The organism is Flavobacterium sp. N2038, assembly GCF_025947185.1.
In the GTDB taxonomy this organism is placed as follows: domain Bacteria; phylum Bacteroidota; class Bacteroidia; order Flavobacteriales; family Flavobacteriaceae; genus Flavobacterium.
This window is the reverse complement of record NZ_CP110001.1, coordinates 4,231,187-4,245,617: the sequence shown is the minus strand read 5'-3', so window position 1 is coordinate 4,245,617 and position 14,431 is coordinate 4,231,187. Positions and strand designations below refer to the sequence as shown.

Genomic DNA, 14,431 nt, shown 5'->3' with positions numbered 1-14,431 from the left:
TGCAGTATAAAAGCGACAATAAAACTATTAGAAATAGAGTTCGTATATTTGATAAAAATTACATGACGATGAAATTATATAAACTATTAAGTTTTTTCTTCTTATTAGCAACATTAACAAGTTGCACTTTTACCGAAAATATTTATGTTAACGATAATGGTTCCGGAAAATTCTCTGTAAATATGGACGGTTCTGCCCTGATGGAAATGGCAGGGGACCAAATTGGCAGCCAAATGGGGGCCGATGCAAAAAAAGATATCGATTCTACTTTTACTTTTAAACAATTGTTTGAAGAGAAAAAAGACAGTATTGCCAAGCTTTCTCCTGAAACTCAAAAAGAGCTTAAAAAATTAGAAAATTTTGTAGTGGATACAAAAATGAGTTCTGCTAAGAAACAATTCTTAATGACCTTATCGACTGACTTTAAAAATGTAAATGAGCTTCAGGATATTTTGCAAACAATGGGAACGCTTCAGAAACTGGAAGGTGGGGCAAGTGCAAACCCAATGGGCAGTGGTTTTGGAGACAATAACAGTAAATTAAGTTACACGTACGACGGAAAGAAATTTACCAGAAAAGCAGTAATTGATGAACAAAAACGAGCTGCAAAAGCTAAAGATTCTGCAGCAGACATGTCTAAAATGATTTTTGCTTCGTCAAATTATATTTTAAAATATCACTTTCCAAAAAAGATAAAGAAAGTCTCTAACCCGAATGCGCTGTTTAGTGACGATCGAAAATCAATTACAATTCAATACACTTTTACGGATTATATGGAGAATCCTGACAAACTTAACTTTGATGTTGAGTTTGAAAAATAATTAAAATGAATAAAAAAATCCAACTTCAGGATCTGGGTAACAGAGATTATAAATCTACCTGGGAATATCAGGAAGAGCTTTTTAAAGCTATCGTCGATTTAAAAATCAAAAACAGAAGAGAAGAACTAGATCTGTCAACTCCAAATTATTTGTTATTTGTAGAGCATCCACATGTTTATACATTGGGTAAAAGCGGTGATCTTGAAAATTTATTATTAAATGAAAAACAGCTCGAAGCAAAAGGAGCTACTTTTTATAAAATCAATCGTGGTGGTGATATTACATATCATGGTCCGGGACAAATTGTTGGTTATCCGATTCTTGATTTAGAAAATTTCTTTACTGATATTCATAAATATCTTCGTTTGCTTGAGGAATCTATTATCCTCACTCTGGCCGAATATGGTTTAGAATCGGGCAGAAGCGAAGGTGAAACCGGTGTCTGGTTAGGAGTTGGAACACCATTTGCCCGTAAAATATGCGCAATGGGTGTTCGTGCTTCACGCTGGGTAACCATGCATGGATTTGCATTAAATGTAAATGTGGATTTAGGTTATTTTGATAATATTATTCCGTGTGGAATTCGCGGAAAAGGTGTTACCTCTTTAAACGTAGAACTTGGTGTTGAAAAGGTCGATGAAGAAGAAGTTAAGGCTAAAATCATCAAACATTTAACCGAATTATTTGAAGCTGAGTTTATTAATTAAGCTTTTGAAAATTTATATAGTATGAAAAATGCTGAAGAAAATAACAATTATAGAATTGCTGTTCCTTCAGCATTTGAAACTGTTTTTTCGCATTTCTACTTTGCTGAAAATAAAACAGAATTTCCTATAACCAAAACTTTATTGCCAAGTTTTCAAAGCGTTCTGGCTTTTAACTTCGGAACAAAATCCTCTTTAAAATCGCAGCAGAATACTTTTTTAGAAGTAGAAAAATGCATTGTTTTGGGACCAATCAAACAAGCTTTTGATTATACTTTAGAACCTGGTTCGCAAATTTTGGTTGCCAATTTTAAAGAAGATGCTTTTACAGATTCTTTGGCAATGCGCTTTTTGATTCGATGCCCATTCATCCTGATGATTTAATTAATGAAAACTGTTTTACGGTTTTATGGGAAGAACTTCAAAATATTCCTGATCCAAAAGAACGTGTCGATTTTATTTTAGATTTCTGTAAACCTTATTTGCGGGAACAAACGACAATTACGACTCTTTTAAACGATTTTCAGGACGAGAATTTAAATCCCATAAAAGCGATTGCTTCACAGATAAATCAAACCGAAAGAAACATTCAGCTCAATCAAAAAAAGGTTTTTGGATATTCGGTTAAAGAAGCCAATCGCTATGAACGATTTTTAAAAGCCGTTGATCAAATTCAAAAAAATATTCTAAACGAGTTAAAAATAGACTGGTTAACGATTGTTGACGAATGCGGATATTATGATCAAAGCCAGCTTATTCACGACTTTAAATATTATATGAATATTTCGCCAACAAAGTTCCTCAAATTTCAAAGCGATATCTGTAGTTCAAAACCTCTATAAGACCGATTTCGTTTTCTTACAATTACTCCCCAAACCTGCGTTATACATTTGTCATGTTCAATCTTAAAAACTAGAAAACATGAAAAATTTAATTATTTACGCACATCCAAATGAAGCAAGTTTAAATCATTTCTTCAAAAACACAATTGTAGAATCTTTAGAAAAATCAGGGCAGGAAATTGTGGTTCGTGATTTAAACGAAATCAATTTTAATCCTATTCTTTCTTTGCAGGATATGCAGGGGCAAAGAATGGGACAAGTTGCAGAGGATATCAAAACAGAACAGGATTTTATTTCGTGGGCAGATCAGATTATTTTTGTTTACCCAATTTGGTGGACCGGAATGCCGGCTATTATGAAAGGTTATATTGACCGCGTTTTTAGTTACGGATTTGCATATCGATACGATCAGGGCGTCCAAAAAGGTCTTCTGACAGGAAAACAAGCCATTATTGTAAATTCTCACGGAAAATCAAATGCTGAATATGAAGCAATGGGAATGGATAAAGCTTTGGAATTAACTTCAGATACCGGAGTTTTTAGGTATTGTGGACTAGAAGTCAAACAGCATTTTTATTTTGACAAGGCAGACAGAGCTTCGGCAGAAAGTGTTTTAGAATGGGAAAATGAGCTTAAAAATGCTTTTAAACAGATTGATGAAGTTTCTGTTTTTTAATAGAAATTTATTTTTTAAAAGAATCATTGAAAAAAAACTAAAAATGGTCGGTTCAGAACTTAGATTTTCAATTGATGGTAAATTGCAACAATATCGTGGTTTTTTGATGTTTTTATGGTAAATTTGGTTTTATACTTTAATATAAGCTATTAACGAAATCTAATCCAACAACTTATGAGAAAAATCTACTTTGTATGTTTCCTGTTTATGCTTAATGGTCTTTTTGCTCAAAAGAAAGATAAATTATATCCTGTTACGATTTACGAAAAAGTCTGGCAAGAAAAAAACAGTGATGCGCGACTAAAATTGATTAAATCGATTTGGTTAGACGATAGTACCTTTGAAGATCCTTCGGCTTCTATAAAGGGAATTGTTCCTTTTAATAATGTTATAAATGAGTTTTACAAAAAATATCCGGATGCAATTTTAACTTCAGGAGCTAAAGTTGTAAAAGATAATTATGTAACGTGGGAATGGAAAATTCTGGATTCAAAAAATAAACTAATAATGGCGGGTAGGGACTTTGCCAGATTAAACGGAAAAGGGCAAGTCAGTAAAATTATAAGTTTTTGGGATACAACGGCAACATTATCAGAGGCTGATATACTTAAAAATCTGGAAGCAGAGAATCTGAATGTGGTTGCAAAGTATTATGAATGTCTTTTTAAAACAAAAGATTTTAATACCATGGCAACTTTAATTGAAGATGGCGCTGTTTACAATCAGGCAGTAGGTTTGCCTTACGGAGGGACTTATATAGGTTTTAGCGAATGGACTAAAATGTTTACAAAGTCAAATGAGTTTTTTGATTTGCAAATAGAAAAAGAACCAACTTATTTTAGTGACGCTTCTAAGAATGAGGTGATTATTTATTTTACCATAAGTTGTAGGGCTAAGAAGTCAGGGAAGACAATGTCTGTGCCGATTTCAGAACATTTTGATTTAAAGAATGGAAAAATTACTGCCGTAAGGCCCTTTTATTTTGATACTAAACAGTTTGCTGAATTTTTGAAAAGTAAAAAGTAATAAAAAACGACCTGATATCAGGTCGTTTTTTATTATTCAAAGAAATCTAAAGTGAGTTGTTCGGGTAAAAGTCTAAAACTCATTCTGTGATATTTTGTTGTTCCAAATTCTTTAATCGCTTCCCGGTGCTCTTTTGTTGGATATCCTTTATTTTGTTTCCAGTTGTACATAGGGAATTCTTCGTGAATCTGATCCATGTATTCATCTCGATACGTTTTGGCCAAAACAGAAGCTGCGGCAATACTTAAATATTTGGCATCTCCTTTTATAATGCTTTGATTTGGAATCGATTTTAAAAGCTCCATTTCAGTTGTAGAGAATTGTTTACCAAAGGTGTTTTTAATGCCTAGTTTAGCATTTAGAGCACGGTTCCCATCTACGATAATATATTCAGGAGTTTGTTTTAATTTTAGAATACATTCCTGCATACCTTTCATGGATGCGTTAAGAATGTTTATTTCATCAATTTCTTCAGGAAATAAATGTGTAACCGCAAAGCATAATGCCTCTTTTTCCAGAACAGGTTTTAAGAGTGCTCTTGTTTTTTCAGATAATTGTTTACTGTCATTCAAGGTTTGATTCTCAAAATCGGCTGGCAGAATTATAGCTGCGGCAGTAACTGGTCCGGCGAGACATCCTCTTCCGGCTTCATCGGTTCCGGCTTCCAAAACAAATCCTGAGTAATTTTTTTCGAGCATTTTTTAAATTTTAAAAAAGCAAATATTGTACTTTTTTTTCTAAAAATCATAAATAGATTCAAACGGATTACAGAGGCCTATTTGTTTTTTTGGAATACTTATATTAAAAAGCAAAATTGGCATAAATCCGGTAATAAATAAAAATGAGTTTAAATCTGTGATCTACTGTAAAAACAGAGGAAACGTTGAGTTTTTAAGATTTTTTTTGCGAAATTTTTAGTTGGAATTTTTTAGAAAATCTACATTAAAAAGAGAAAGTACGAGAATGTAAAACTTAGAAGAATTGAATTACAATTTATTACGGTCAAATGATGGCTTGTAAATTTAAAAAAGACGAAATAAAAACATTTTCAATAGAGAATGTTTTTATTTCGTCTTTTTTTGTAGGATTAAAGCTATATTTTTTTTAAGTTTGTTTCTTTTTTATTGAGGATATTCTTCCTTTAAATGTTAATTAAATGTTAATATTGATATTAACAAAATTACAGTATTTTATGCATAAAATTACATATAGTACTTATTTTGTGATAATTAAATACATAAATATAAACAAATGTTAAAATAATATTAAAATAGATTTTAGCAATGTTAAGAAATAGCATTGTTGTTTTAAGAAAATATTATGATGTTTGCCGCATACTAATTCAAAATTTATAAAATGAAACTAAAGTTTAATGGATTCTTAGTGCTACTACTAGTACTTATGGCGCAACTTACCTTTGCGCAAGAAAGAGCTGTTTCAGGAATTGTTTCCGATAATGCAGGAATGCCTTTGCCAGGTGTGAGTGTATTAGTTAAAGGGACAAAAGTTGGAACACAAACAGATTTTGATGGAAAATATTCTATCAAAGCAGCACCAAGTCAAATCTTGGTATTTACTTATATTGGGATGAGATCTCAAGAATTAGCAGCTAGCTCAACTGCAGTAAATGTAAAATTAGTAAGTTCATCAGTTGAACTTGAAGGTGTAGTAGTAACAGCATTAGGGATTAAAAGAGAGAAAAAATCTTTAGGTTACGCTTCACAAGAAATTAAAGGTGCTGATTTAAATTCAGGGGTTGCAAGTGGAAACTTTCTTAATGAGCTTTCTGGAAAAGCTGCTGGTGTAAATATTAGAAAGAATACCAATTTTGGAGGGTCTACAAACGTAGTTTCCAGAGGTGTTAAAAACTTAACAGGAGATAACCAAATGCTTATTGTTATTGATGGTATGCCTATCAATAATGCTAATACAAATTCAAGTGCAGGAAAACAAACTGAAGGAGCACGTAACACATACGATTATGGTAACGCTGCTATGGATATTAATCCGGATGATATTGAAACATTAAACGTTCTGAAAGGTGCGGCAGCAGCTGCATTGTATGGATGGCAGGCTGGAAATGGTGTAATTATGATTACAACCAAAAAAGGAAAAGCTAAAAAAGGATTGGGAATAACTGTTTCTAGTGAATTTACTGTAGGTTCAGTAGATAAAAAAACGTTCCCTGTTTATCAAAACAAATACGGTCAGGGTTATGGACCAACTTATGATGCTAATGGTAATCCTAAAGGTGTTCCGGTTGGACCAACAGGAGCTTTCTTTACAATTGACAGTAAAGGAAACCAAGTGGCAACTACAACAGATGATGCTTCTTATGGTGTAGCTTTTGATCCAAGTCTTTCTGTGTATCAATGGGATGCTTATTCTATTTATTCTCCAAACTACGGTAAAAAAACAGAATGGAAAGCAGCTAAAAATGGTCCTATTACCTTTTTTCAGAAAGCGACTACATTCAACAATTCTGTCTCTATGGAGGATGGTAATGACAAAACTAATTTTGTTTTGAACTTCAATAACTATAAAGAAAACGGAATATTACCAAATAGTGAATTAAAGAAAAACAATTTAAGTGTTAAAATCAATCATAAGTTTACAGATAGACTTTCTGCTAATGTATTTGCAAACTATATGACTCAAAATACGGTTGGTAGAAATACAACAGGATATGGTGGAGATAATATCATGGGGTCATTCCGTCAATGGTGGGCAACAAACGTTGATATTCAGGCTCAAAAAGATGTTTATGAAAAATCAGGAGGACAAAACATATCTTGGAATATGGCAGATCCTGCGAACGGAAATACTAGCCCTAAATATGCTGATAATCCTTATTTTACAAGATACAATAATTATCAGTCTGATGAGAGAAACCGTTTTATCGGGTACGCTCAGTTAGATTATAAATTTGCAAACTGGTTATCTGCAACTGGAAAAGTAAGTACAGATAGTTATTCTGAATTACGTGAAGAAAGAAAAGCAGTAGGTTCTTTACCGGCTACATTTGGAATAAACAGATTAGCAGTAGGTTCAGGATACCAAAAGTATAGTGGAATGTTTTCTGAGCAAAACTATCAGTTAACGTTGAATTTTAATCATAAATTAACTGAAGATATTTCGTTAAACGGTTTAGCAGGTCTTAATGCTTTAAGAACAAGACGTACTTCTACACTTGGTTCTACAGATGGAGGACTTATTATTCCTGGAATTTATGCATTATCTAATTCATTAAATCCAGCTCCATATTCAATCGAAGCTGAAGATAATTCTGGAGTAAACAGTGCTTATGCATCTGCTTCTTTAGGTTACAGAGACTTTTTATACTTAGATGGTACTGTACGTAATGATGCGTTTTCTACATTACCAAAAGGAGGTAACTCTGTAAATACATTCTCTACATCTGCAAGTTACGTTTTCACTAAACATGTTAACGCAGAATGGTTGACTTTTGGAAAATTAAGAGCAAGTTATGCTGAAAACCCACAAGGAAATATTGACTTGTATGCATTACAAAGCGTTTTTAGCAAATTCAATAACTTCGGATCAAACCCGTTGTACTCAAGACCTGATATTAGTGCTAATCCGGATTTACATACTGTAAAAACTAAATCTCAGGAGATTGGTTTAGAGATGCAATTTTTTGATAGAAGAATAGGTTTTGAAACAAGTGTTTATAAAAGTTTAAGTTCTGATCAGATTTTCCCTGTAGATTATTCTACATCTTCAGGATATTCTTCAAGATATGCAAATGCAGGTTCTGTTGAGAATAGAGGTATTGAGGTGCAGTTTAATGCAACTCCGGTAAGATCAAAAGATTTTCAATGGGATATTTTTGTAAACTGGTCTAAAAACGAAAACACAGTTGAGGCTTTAGCGCCAGGAATTGAAACATTAACTTTAGGAACATTCCAAGGTGGTGTAAGTATTATTGCAAAACCAGGTCATGCTTATGGTGATATCATTGGTAAAGATTACGTGTATGCTGCAGACGGACAAAAAGTAACTAAAGGAGGAACTTATTTAATGACTGAATCTGTTACTAATGTAATCGGAAATGTTACTCCAGACTGGATTGGTGGAATTCGTAACAAATTTACATACAAACAAGTTTCTTTAGGATTCTTAATTGATATGCAAAAAGGTGGTGATATTTTCTCTTTAGATCAATATTACGGACAAAACTCAGGTTTGTATGAGTCTACAGCCGGAGTTAACGAGTTAGGAAACCCAGTAAGAAATACATTGGCTAATGGTGGTGGAGTTATTCTTCCAGGTGTGAATGCTGACGGTACACCAAATACAACAAGAACACCAGCTCCAGAAGTAGCAGGAGGTATCTACGGATATACTAAAAACCCACAAAAAGCATTCGTATACGATGCAAGTTATGTGAAATTAAGAGAAGTGAATATTACTTACAGTTTCCCATCAACATTGGTTTCTAAATTAAAATTAACAGATTTAAGACTTTCTTTAGTTGGATCTAACTTATGGATCATTCATAAAAATCTTCCAGATGCAGATCCGGAGAGTGGAATCAGTTCAGGTAACTTGTCTTCAGGTTATTCAGGAGGGTCACTACCTACAACAAGAAACATTGGTTGTAATCTAACATTAAAATTCTAAATCATGAAAAAAATACTTTTATTAATGTCTTTTATCGGTATTGCTACATCATGTAGTACTGATATTACAGATATGAACGTTGATCCTAAAAGACCAACGACAACCAAAGCAGAATACATGTTTACTAATGCTGAAAAGAAATTAGTAGACCAGATGGCAAGTACAAGTGTTAACTTAAACGTTTTTAGATTGTTTGCTCAACAATGGGCAGAAACGACTTATCCTAATGAAAGTCAATACGATCTAACAGCAAGAAAAATTCCGGATAGCCATTTTCGTGTTTTGTACAGAGATGTCTTAGCTGATTTTTATGATGCTAAAGGGATGATTAATAAGCAAGTTACTGAATCTGACGAAGCTGCTAATGTTAAGCAAAATAAATTAGCTCTTATTGATATTTTAGAAGCTTATACTTATAGTATTTTAGTGGATACTTTCGGAAACGTTCCTTACACACAAGCAGGTGATATTGTAAAATATCCATTACCAGCTTATGATGATGCTCAGACAATCTACAAAGATCTTATTACAAGATTAGCAGCTGATGTTGCAGTATTGAAAAAAAATGCCGCAAGTCCAAACTTTGGTGGTGCAGATATTATTTATGCAGGTGATGCAGCAAGTAATGGAAAATGGGTAAAATTTGCTAACTCATTAATCGTAAGATTAGCAGTAAACATTTCAGATGTAGATCAGGCTTATGCAGCTACTCAGGTTCAGGCAGCTATTGCTTCTGGTGTAATGACTGCTAATGCAGATAATACTAAATTAGTTTACTTAACTACTTCAGGAAATCAAAACCCTTTATATGCTGATCTAGTGGTTAGTAAGAGAGATGATTTTATTCCGGCTGAAACTTTTGTTGCAGCAATGGATGCTGTTGTACCAGGTGGAGATCCAAGGATGACAAAATATTTTGTTAATGCTACAAAACCAGCTCCGGTTATTCCAGCAGGAAGAACTTTTGTTGGAGGTACTTATGGTGAAGCTAACGTTTTTGCAACGTACTCACATATAAGCGCTACATTAAATAATCCAGCTTATCCAGCTACAATATTTGACTATTCTGAATTGCAATTTTTATTGGCTGAAGCAGCTGAGAAAGGCTTAATTCCTGGTGGTTCGGCTGCAGCAAAAACGTATTATGATGCTGCGATTACTGCTTCGATGACAGATTGGGGAGTAGCACCAGCAAGTATTACGACTTATTTGGCACAACCAAAAGTAAGTTATACAAACCCATTAAGTGGAGCAACCTGGAAAGAGAAAATTGGTATGCAAGCTTGGTTTGCTCTTTATAATAGAGGATTTGAGGCATGGACATCTTACAGAAGATTAGATTTCCCTATTTTGAAATCACCAACTACTGCTGTAAATAAAAACATCCTTACAGTTCCGGTTAGATATACTTATCCAGGAGTTGAGCAGTCAGTTAACGGAACAAATTATAAAAAAGCTGCCAGCGATATTGGTGGAGATTTAATGAATACAAAATTATTCTGGGATAAGTTTTAATATTGTTTTTATGATGGCTGTTTAGAGTTTTCAATAAATTCAATCATCAAAACAAATGCTAACTTAGAATAGTAAACAATAATTATTTTGAATTTTAGGACCCCGATTGCAACTTTTGTGATCGGGGTTCTTGCTTATAATAGTATCTGTTGAGATTTTATATTATCTATTATGTTTTTTTATTTATACGTATTTATCTTTTACCTTTGCTTCACTAAATTTTTCGAAATAATTTTATATAAAGCCATCAAATGAGAATATTCATTTTTCTATATCTATTAGTTGTACCTACATTATTGTTTTCTCAGGAAAAAACTACTTCTAAAAAGGGTTTAGACATGAATTCTAAATATTCAAGTATAACCGATACTGTAAAAAAGAAAAAAGCAAAAATTGCGACAATCGATCAATATCAAATAATTACATTAGAACATGATACAACTTATGTTGATACGTCTTTAACAATAAAAAGCGCTTATAGACAAAACTATCTTCGAAAAGATAATTTTGGATTACTCTCTTTTTCGAACATTGGGCAAACTTATAATACATTACAATATAGTCTGACCAGTTTTTCTCCTTATCCGGAAATTGGTTTTTCAGGAAAACATTTTGATTACCTGCAGGCGGAGGATATTAGATATTATTCGGCAGCAACTCCATTAACAGAGTTATTTTTTAACACAACTATAAATAAAGGTCAAAACGTAGATTCTTTTATTACGTTGAATACATCCAAAAACCTTAATTTTTCGATTGCTTACAGAGGTTTGCGTTCAGAAGGGGATTATATAAATCAATTAGTAAGTGTTGGAAATTTTAGATTTACAACCAGTTATACTACTACAAATAAACGATATGCCTTAAATGCTCACGTGACTTATCAGGATGTTACCAACGAAGAAAATGGTGGAATAACAACTCCTGAAGATTTTGAAAGTGATAATAAGGACTATAAAAACAGGCAACGTCTACAAGTGTATTTAACGGATGCCCAATCTCTGCTAAAAGGAAGAAGATTCTTTTTAGACCATGCTTTTAGGGTAAATCCAACGGGAGGAGATAATAATTTATATGTAACACATCAATTTAATTACGAAGGCAAATATTTCGAGTACAAACAGCCAACATTGCTTTCTAATGTAGGGACAACATCTGTTCAACGTTTTGGTGCAGCTTACGTAACTGGTAATATCAATGACCAGACTCGTTTTGAGAAGCTATATAATAAGGTAGGATTAGCATATGAAAATACACTATTGGGGAAATTTAATTTTTTTGTTGACGATTACAGATCAAATTTTGAATACGATCGAATTATTGTAAAAAAAGACGGGACAGTTATTCCAAATAATTTATTCCTGCAGATTAATAATGTTGGAGGACAATATGAATATCAGAAAAACAAATGGAATGGCCGTTTCTTATATACGCGCTCCATTACCAATCAGTCACTTTCTGATCTTGATGCAAAGCTGAGATATGATTTAAATGAAAAAATTCAATTTGATTTCAGATTTAGAAACATTAATAAACTGCCAAACAATAACTACAATTTATACCAAAGCAGTTATGTAGAATACAATTGGTCAAATAATTTTAAAAATGAAAAGATTAATCAGCTAGGTGCGAATGTTTTTACACCCTGGTTAAATGCTGAGGTACAATATTCTGTATTAAAGGATCATTTATATTTTGCAGATGTTTCGACTCCTGCTCAGGCAGCAGCAAATGTTCAGATTATAAATCCTGCACAATATGGAAATGCAATCAATTATTTTTCTGTAAAAGCAAGCAGAGAGTTTACGTTTGGAAAATTTGCATTAGACAATACACTTTTGTATCAAAAAGTAGATCAGTCCGATTTAATCTTAAATGTGCCTGATTTTGTAACGAGAAACACATTGTATTATTCAACTCATTTTTTCAAGAAAGCATTGTTTATGCAAACAGGTATCATATTTAATTATTTTACCAAATACTATGGAAATAGTTATAACCCGGTTGTTGGAGAGTTTTTTGTTCAGAATACAAAAGAAATTGGAAACTATGCCAATTTTGATTTTTTTGTAAATGCAAGAATTCGTCAAACCAGAATTTATTTAAAAGCAGAGCACTTTAATGCTGCTTTTTCTCAAAGTAATTATTACTCAGCGCCTAATAATCCTTATCGTGATTTTGTTATCCGATTTGGTTTAGTTTGGAATTTCTTCCAATAAAAAGGCATTGTTTTATCGTTAAAACCAAATATTAAATTTAAATAAAATGGACTTTTCAAAAAATATTTTAGAAACAATAGGGAATACACCACTAGTAAAACTCAACAAAATTGTTGCTGAAATTGATGCATTAGTATTGGCAAAAGTCGAAACTTTTAATCCCGGGAATTCTGTAAAAGACAGAATGGCCGTTAAGATGATTGAAGACGCAGAGGCTGATGGAAGACTAAAACCCGGAGGAACTATTATTGAGGGAACTTCTGGTAATACCGGAATGGGACTGGCCCTTGTTGCAATTGTAAAAGGATATAAACTAATTTGTGTTATATCGGATAAGCAATCTAAAGAGAAAATGGATATTTTACGTGCTGTTGGTGCAAAAGTTGTCGTTTGTCCAACAGATGTAGAGCCAACAGACCCACGTTCATACTACTCTGTTTCTAAGCGTTTGGCAGAAGAAACACCAAATTCATGGTACGTAAATCAATATGATAATATGTCAAATTCTTTGGCACATTATGAGCAAACCGGGCCAGAAATCTGGAAACAAACAGAAGGTAAAATAACTCATTTTGTGGTTGGAGTAGGAACCGGAGGAACAATTTCTGGTGTGGGGAAATATTTAAAAGAGAAAAATCCAAACATCAAAATTTGGGGAATTGATACCTATGGATCCGTTTTTAAAAAATACCATGAAACGGGAATTTTTGATGAAAACGAAATCTACTCTTATATCACAGAAGGAATTGGAGAAGATATTTTACCTAAAAATGTTGACTTTTCTTTAATTGACGGTTTTACAAAAGTAACAGATAAAGATGCAGCAGTTTACACCAGAAAGATTGCACTTGAAGAGGCTATTTTTGTTGGTAATTCTGCGGGAGCTTGTATTAAAGGATTATTACAGTTAAAAGAACATTTCAAGCCAGATGATGTTGTAGTGGTTCTTTTTCACGATTCAGGAAGTCGTTATGTAGGTAAAATGTTCAATGACGACTGGATGCGTGAGCGTGGATTTCTTGAAGAGAATATTACCAAGGCAGAAGACGTTATTAAAGACCACATAGATAAAGAATTAATTGTGGTGCGTACAGAAGAATTAGTATCGCATGCTATTGAGCGTATGCGTAAATACAAAATTTCTCAAATTCCGGTTGTAGATATAAACGGATTTGTTGGATCTGTTGATGAAACAGACCTATTCAGAAGTTATGTAGCTGATAAAAATGTTGCCGAAAAACCTATTAAAGAAGTAATGGGTAAGCCTTTTCCAATTGTAAAAAAGGGAACTCCGATAGAAGAAGTTTCTAAACTTTTCACAAAAGAAAACGATGCCGTTTTAGTTGATTTAGGAAACGGACATCATCATATTATTACTAAATATGATATAATCGGATCAATAAAATAGATCTTTATAAATTGAATTTATCCATAAATCTGATTGAATATTGCAATTGGATTTATGGATATTTTTTTTAAATATAGAAAATGAATTTTACAGCAATAGATTTTGAAACAGCAACCAGCTATCATCCGTGTTCAGTAGGGATTGTTACGGTTCAAAATGGAGTAATAGTGGACGAATTTGTCACTTTAATAAAACCACCAAATAATATATACAATCCGTATACTATTCAGGTGCATGGTATTTATCCTCGCGATACAGTAAATGCTAAATCATTTGCACAGGTATATCCGGAAATTGAAAAAAGATTAAAAAACAGAGTTGTAGTAGCTCACAATGAAAGTTTTGATCGTAATGTTTTAATGAAGTCAATGCTGCTTTACGGATTGAATTATGAAGACTTAAACATAGCTGCAAAATGGGAATGTACAGTTAAAATATATAAAGCAAAAGGTGTAAAACCTACCAAACTGAGTGATTGTTGTCGTGAAATGAATATTCAGCTAAATCATCACGAAGCATTATCAGATGCAAGAGCTTGTGCCAAATTATATATGCTTCAATAAAATTTTGTATATT

General features: G+C 32.8%; 12 protein-coding genes. 11 read left to right on the top strand and 1 reads right to left on the bottom strand.

Annotated features, from left to right (window positions below; translation table 11 throughout):
* The first annotated feature begins 68 nt into the window (after positions 1–68).
* The 6 genes from OLM51_RS18535 (at position 69) to OLM51_RS18510 (ending at position 4,069) form a co-directional block, all read left to right on the top strand.
* Positions 69–821 (top strand): hypothetical protein, encoded by a 753-nt coding sequence (locus OLM51_RS18535; protein ID WP_264552063.1) that lies wholly within the window; start codon positions 69–71, stop codon positions 819–821.
* A gap of 5 nt (positions 822–826) precedes the next feature.
* Positions 827–1,528 carry a lipoyl(octanoyl) transferase LipB gene (gene lipB / locus OLM51_RS18530; RefSeq protein WP_264552062.1) on the top strand — a complete coding sequence of 234 codons (702 nt, stop codon included), beginning with the start codon at positions 827–829 and terminating at the stop codon, positions 1,526–1,528.
* Between the two features lie 21 nt (positions 1,529–1,549).
* Positions 1,550–1,909 carry a hypothetical protein gene (locus tag OLM51_RS18525; RefSeq protein ID WP_264552061.1) on the top strand — a complete coding sequence of 120 codons (360 nt, stop codon included), beginning with the start codon at positions 1,550–1,552 and terminating at the stop codon, positions 1,907–1,909.
* Positions 1,885–2,367, top strand: coding sequence for a helix-turn-helix domain-containing protein (locus OLM51_RS18520; RefSeq protein ID WP_264552060.1), 483 nt, complete (start codon positions 1,885–1,887; stop codon positions 2,365–2,367). Before OLM51_RS18525 ends, OLM51_RS18520 begins: the two co-directional genes overlap by 25 nt.
* A gap of 79 nt (positions 2,368–2,446) precedes the next feature.
* Positions 2,447–3,043 (top strand): NAD(P)H-dependent oxidoreductase, encoded by a 597-nt coding sequence (locus OLM51_RS18515; RefSeq protein ID WP_264552059.1) that lies wholly within the window; start codon positions 2,447–2,449, stop codon positions 3,041–3,043.
* A 174-nt stretch (positions 3,044–3,217) separates the two neighbouring features.
* Positions 3,218–4,069 carry a nuclear transport factor 2 family protein gene (locus tag OLM51_RS18510; protein WP_264552058.1) on the top strand — a complete coding sequence of 284 codons (852 nt, stop codon included), beginning with the start codon at positions 3,218–3,220 and terminating at the stop codon, positions 4,067–4,069.
* 32 nt (positions 4,070–4,101) lie between these two features.
* Here OLM51_RS18510 and OLM51_RS18505 read toward each other — a convergent pair whose 3' ends face one another.
* Positions 4,102–4,767, bottom strand: coding sequence for a ribonuclease HII (locus OLM51_RS18505; RefSeq protein WP_264552057.1), 666 nt, complete (start codon positions 4,765–4,767; stop codon positions 4,102–4,104).
* Between the two features lie 658 nt (positions 4,768–5,425).
* On the opposite strand from OLM51_RS18505, the gene OLM51_RS18500 reads away from it, so the two are divergent.
* From OLM51_RS18500 to OLM51_RS18480, 5 genes are all read left to right on the top strand, one after another.
* Entirely contained in the window at positions 5,426–8,713 is a 3,288-nt protein-coding gene (locus OLM51_RS18500; RefSeq protein WP_264552056.1) for a SusC/RagA family TonB-linked outer membrane protein, read from the top strand.
* A 3-nt stretch (positions 8,714–8,716) separates the two neighbouring features.
* Positions 8,717–10,228, top strand: a complete 1,512-nt coding sequence (locus OLM51_RS18495) for a SusD/RagB family nutrient-binding outer membrane lipoprotein (protein ID WP_264552055.1) — start codon at positions 8,717–8,719, stop codon at positions 10,226–10,228.
* A 251-nt stretch (positions 10,229–10,479) separates the two neighbouring features.
* Positions 10,480–12,447 carry a putative porin gene (locus OLM51_RS18490; RefSeq protein ID WP_264552054.1) on the top strand — a complete coding sequence of 656 codons (1,968 nt, stop codon included), beginning with the start codon at positions 10,480–10,482 and terminating at the stop codon, positions 12,445–12,447.
* Positions 12,448–12,493: 46 nt separating this feature from the next.
* Positions 12,494–13,855 (top strand): pyridoxal-phosphate dependent enzyme, encoded by a 1,362-nt coding sequence (locus OLM51_RS18485; protein ID WP_264552053.1) that lies wholly within the window; start codon positions 12,494–12,496, stop codon positions 13,853–13,855.
* A gap of 80 nt (positions 13,856–13,935) precedes the next feature.
* Entirely contained in the window at positions 13,936–14,418 is a 483-nt protein-coding gene (locus tag OLM51_RS18480; protein WP_264552052.1) for a 3'-5' exonuclease, read from the top strand.
* Positions 14,419–14,431 lie beyond the last annotated feature (13 nt).

Coding starts and splice junctions, on each gene's coding strand:
- OLM51_RS18535 (WP_264552063.1), top strand. CDS start 69: ATGAAATTATATAAACTATTAAGTTTTTTCTTCTTATTAGCAACATTA.
- lipB (WP_264552062.1), top strand. CDS start 827: ATGAATAAAAAAATCCAACTTCAGGATCTGGGTAACAGAGATTATAAA.
- OLM51_RS18525 (WP_264552061.1), top strand. CDS start 1,550: ATGAAAAATGCTGAAGAAAATAACAATTATAGAATTGCTGTTCCTTCA.
- OLM51_RS18520 (WP_264552060.1), top strand. CDS start 1,885: ATGCCCATTCATCCTGATGATTTAATTAATGAAAACTGTTTTACGGTT.
- OLM51_RS18515 (WP_264552059.1), top strand. CDS start 2,447: ATGAAAAATTTAATTATTTACGCACATCCAAATGAAGCAAGTTTAAAT.
- OLM51_RS18510 (WP_264552058.1), top strand. CDS start 3,218: ATGAGAAAAATCTACTTTGTATGTTTCCTGTTTATGCTTAATGGTCTT.
- OLM51_RS18505 (WP_264552057.1), bottom strand. CDS start 4,767: ATGCTCGAAAAAAATTACTCAGGATTTGTTTTGGAAGCCGGAACCGAT.
- OLM51_RS18500 (WP_264552056.1), top strand. CDS start 5,426: ATGAAACTAAAGTTTAATGGATTCTTAGTGCTACTACTAGTACTTATG.
- OLM51_RS18495 (WP_264552055.1), top strand. CDS start 8,717: ATGAAAAAAATACTTTTATTAATGTCTTTTATCGGTATTGCTACATCA.
- OLM51_RS18490 (WP_264552054.1), top strand. CDS start 10,480: ATGAGAATATTCATTTTTCTATATCTATTAGTTGTACCTACATTATTG.
- OLM51_RS18485 (WP_264552053.1), top strand. CDS start 12,494: ATGGACTTTTCAAAAAATATTTTAGAAACAATAGGGAATACACCACTA.
- OLM51_RS18480 (WP_264552052.1), top strand. CDS start 13,936: ATGAATTTTACAGCAATAGATTTTGAAACAGCAACCAGCTATCATCCG.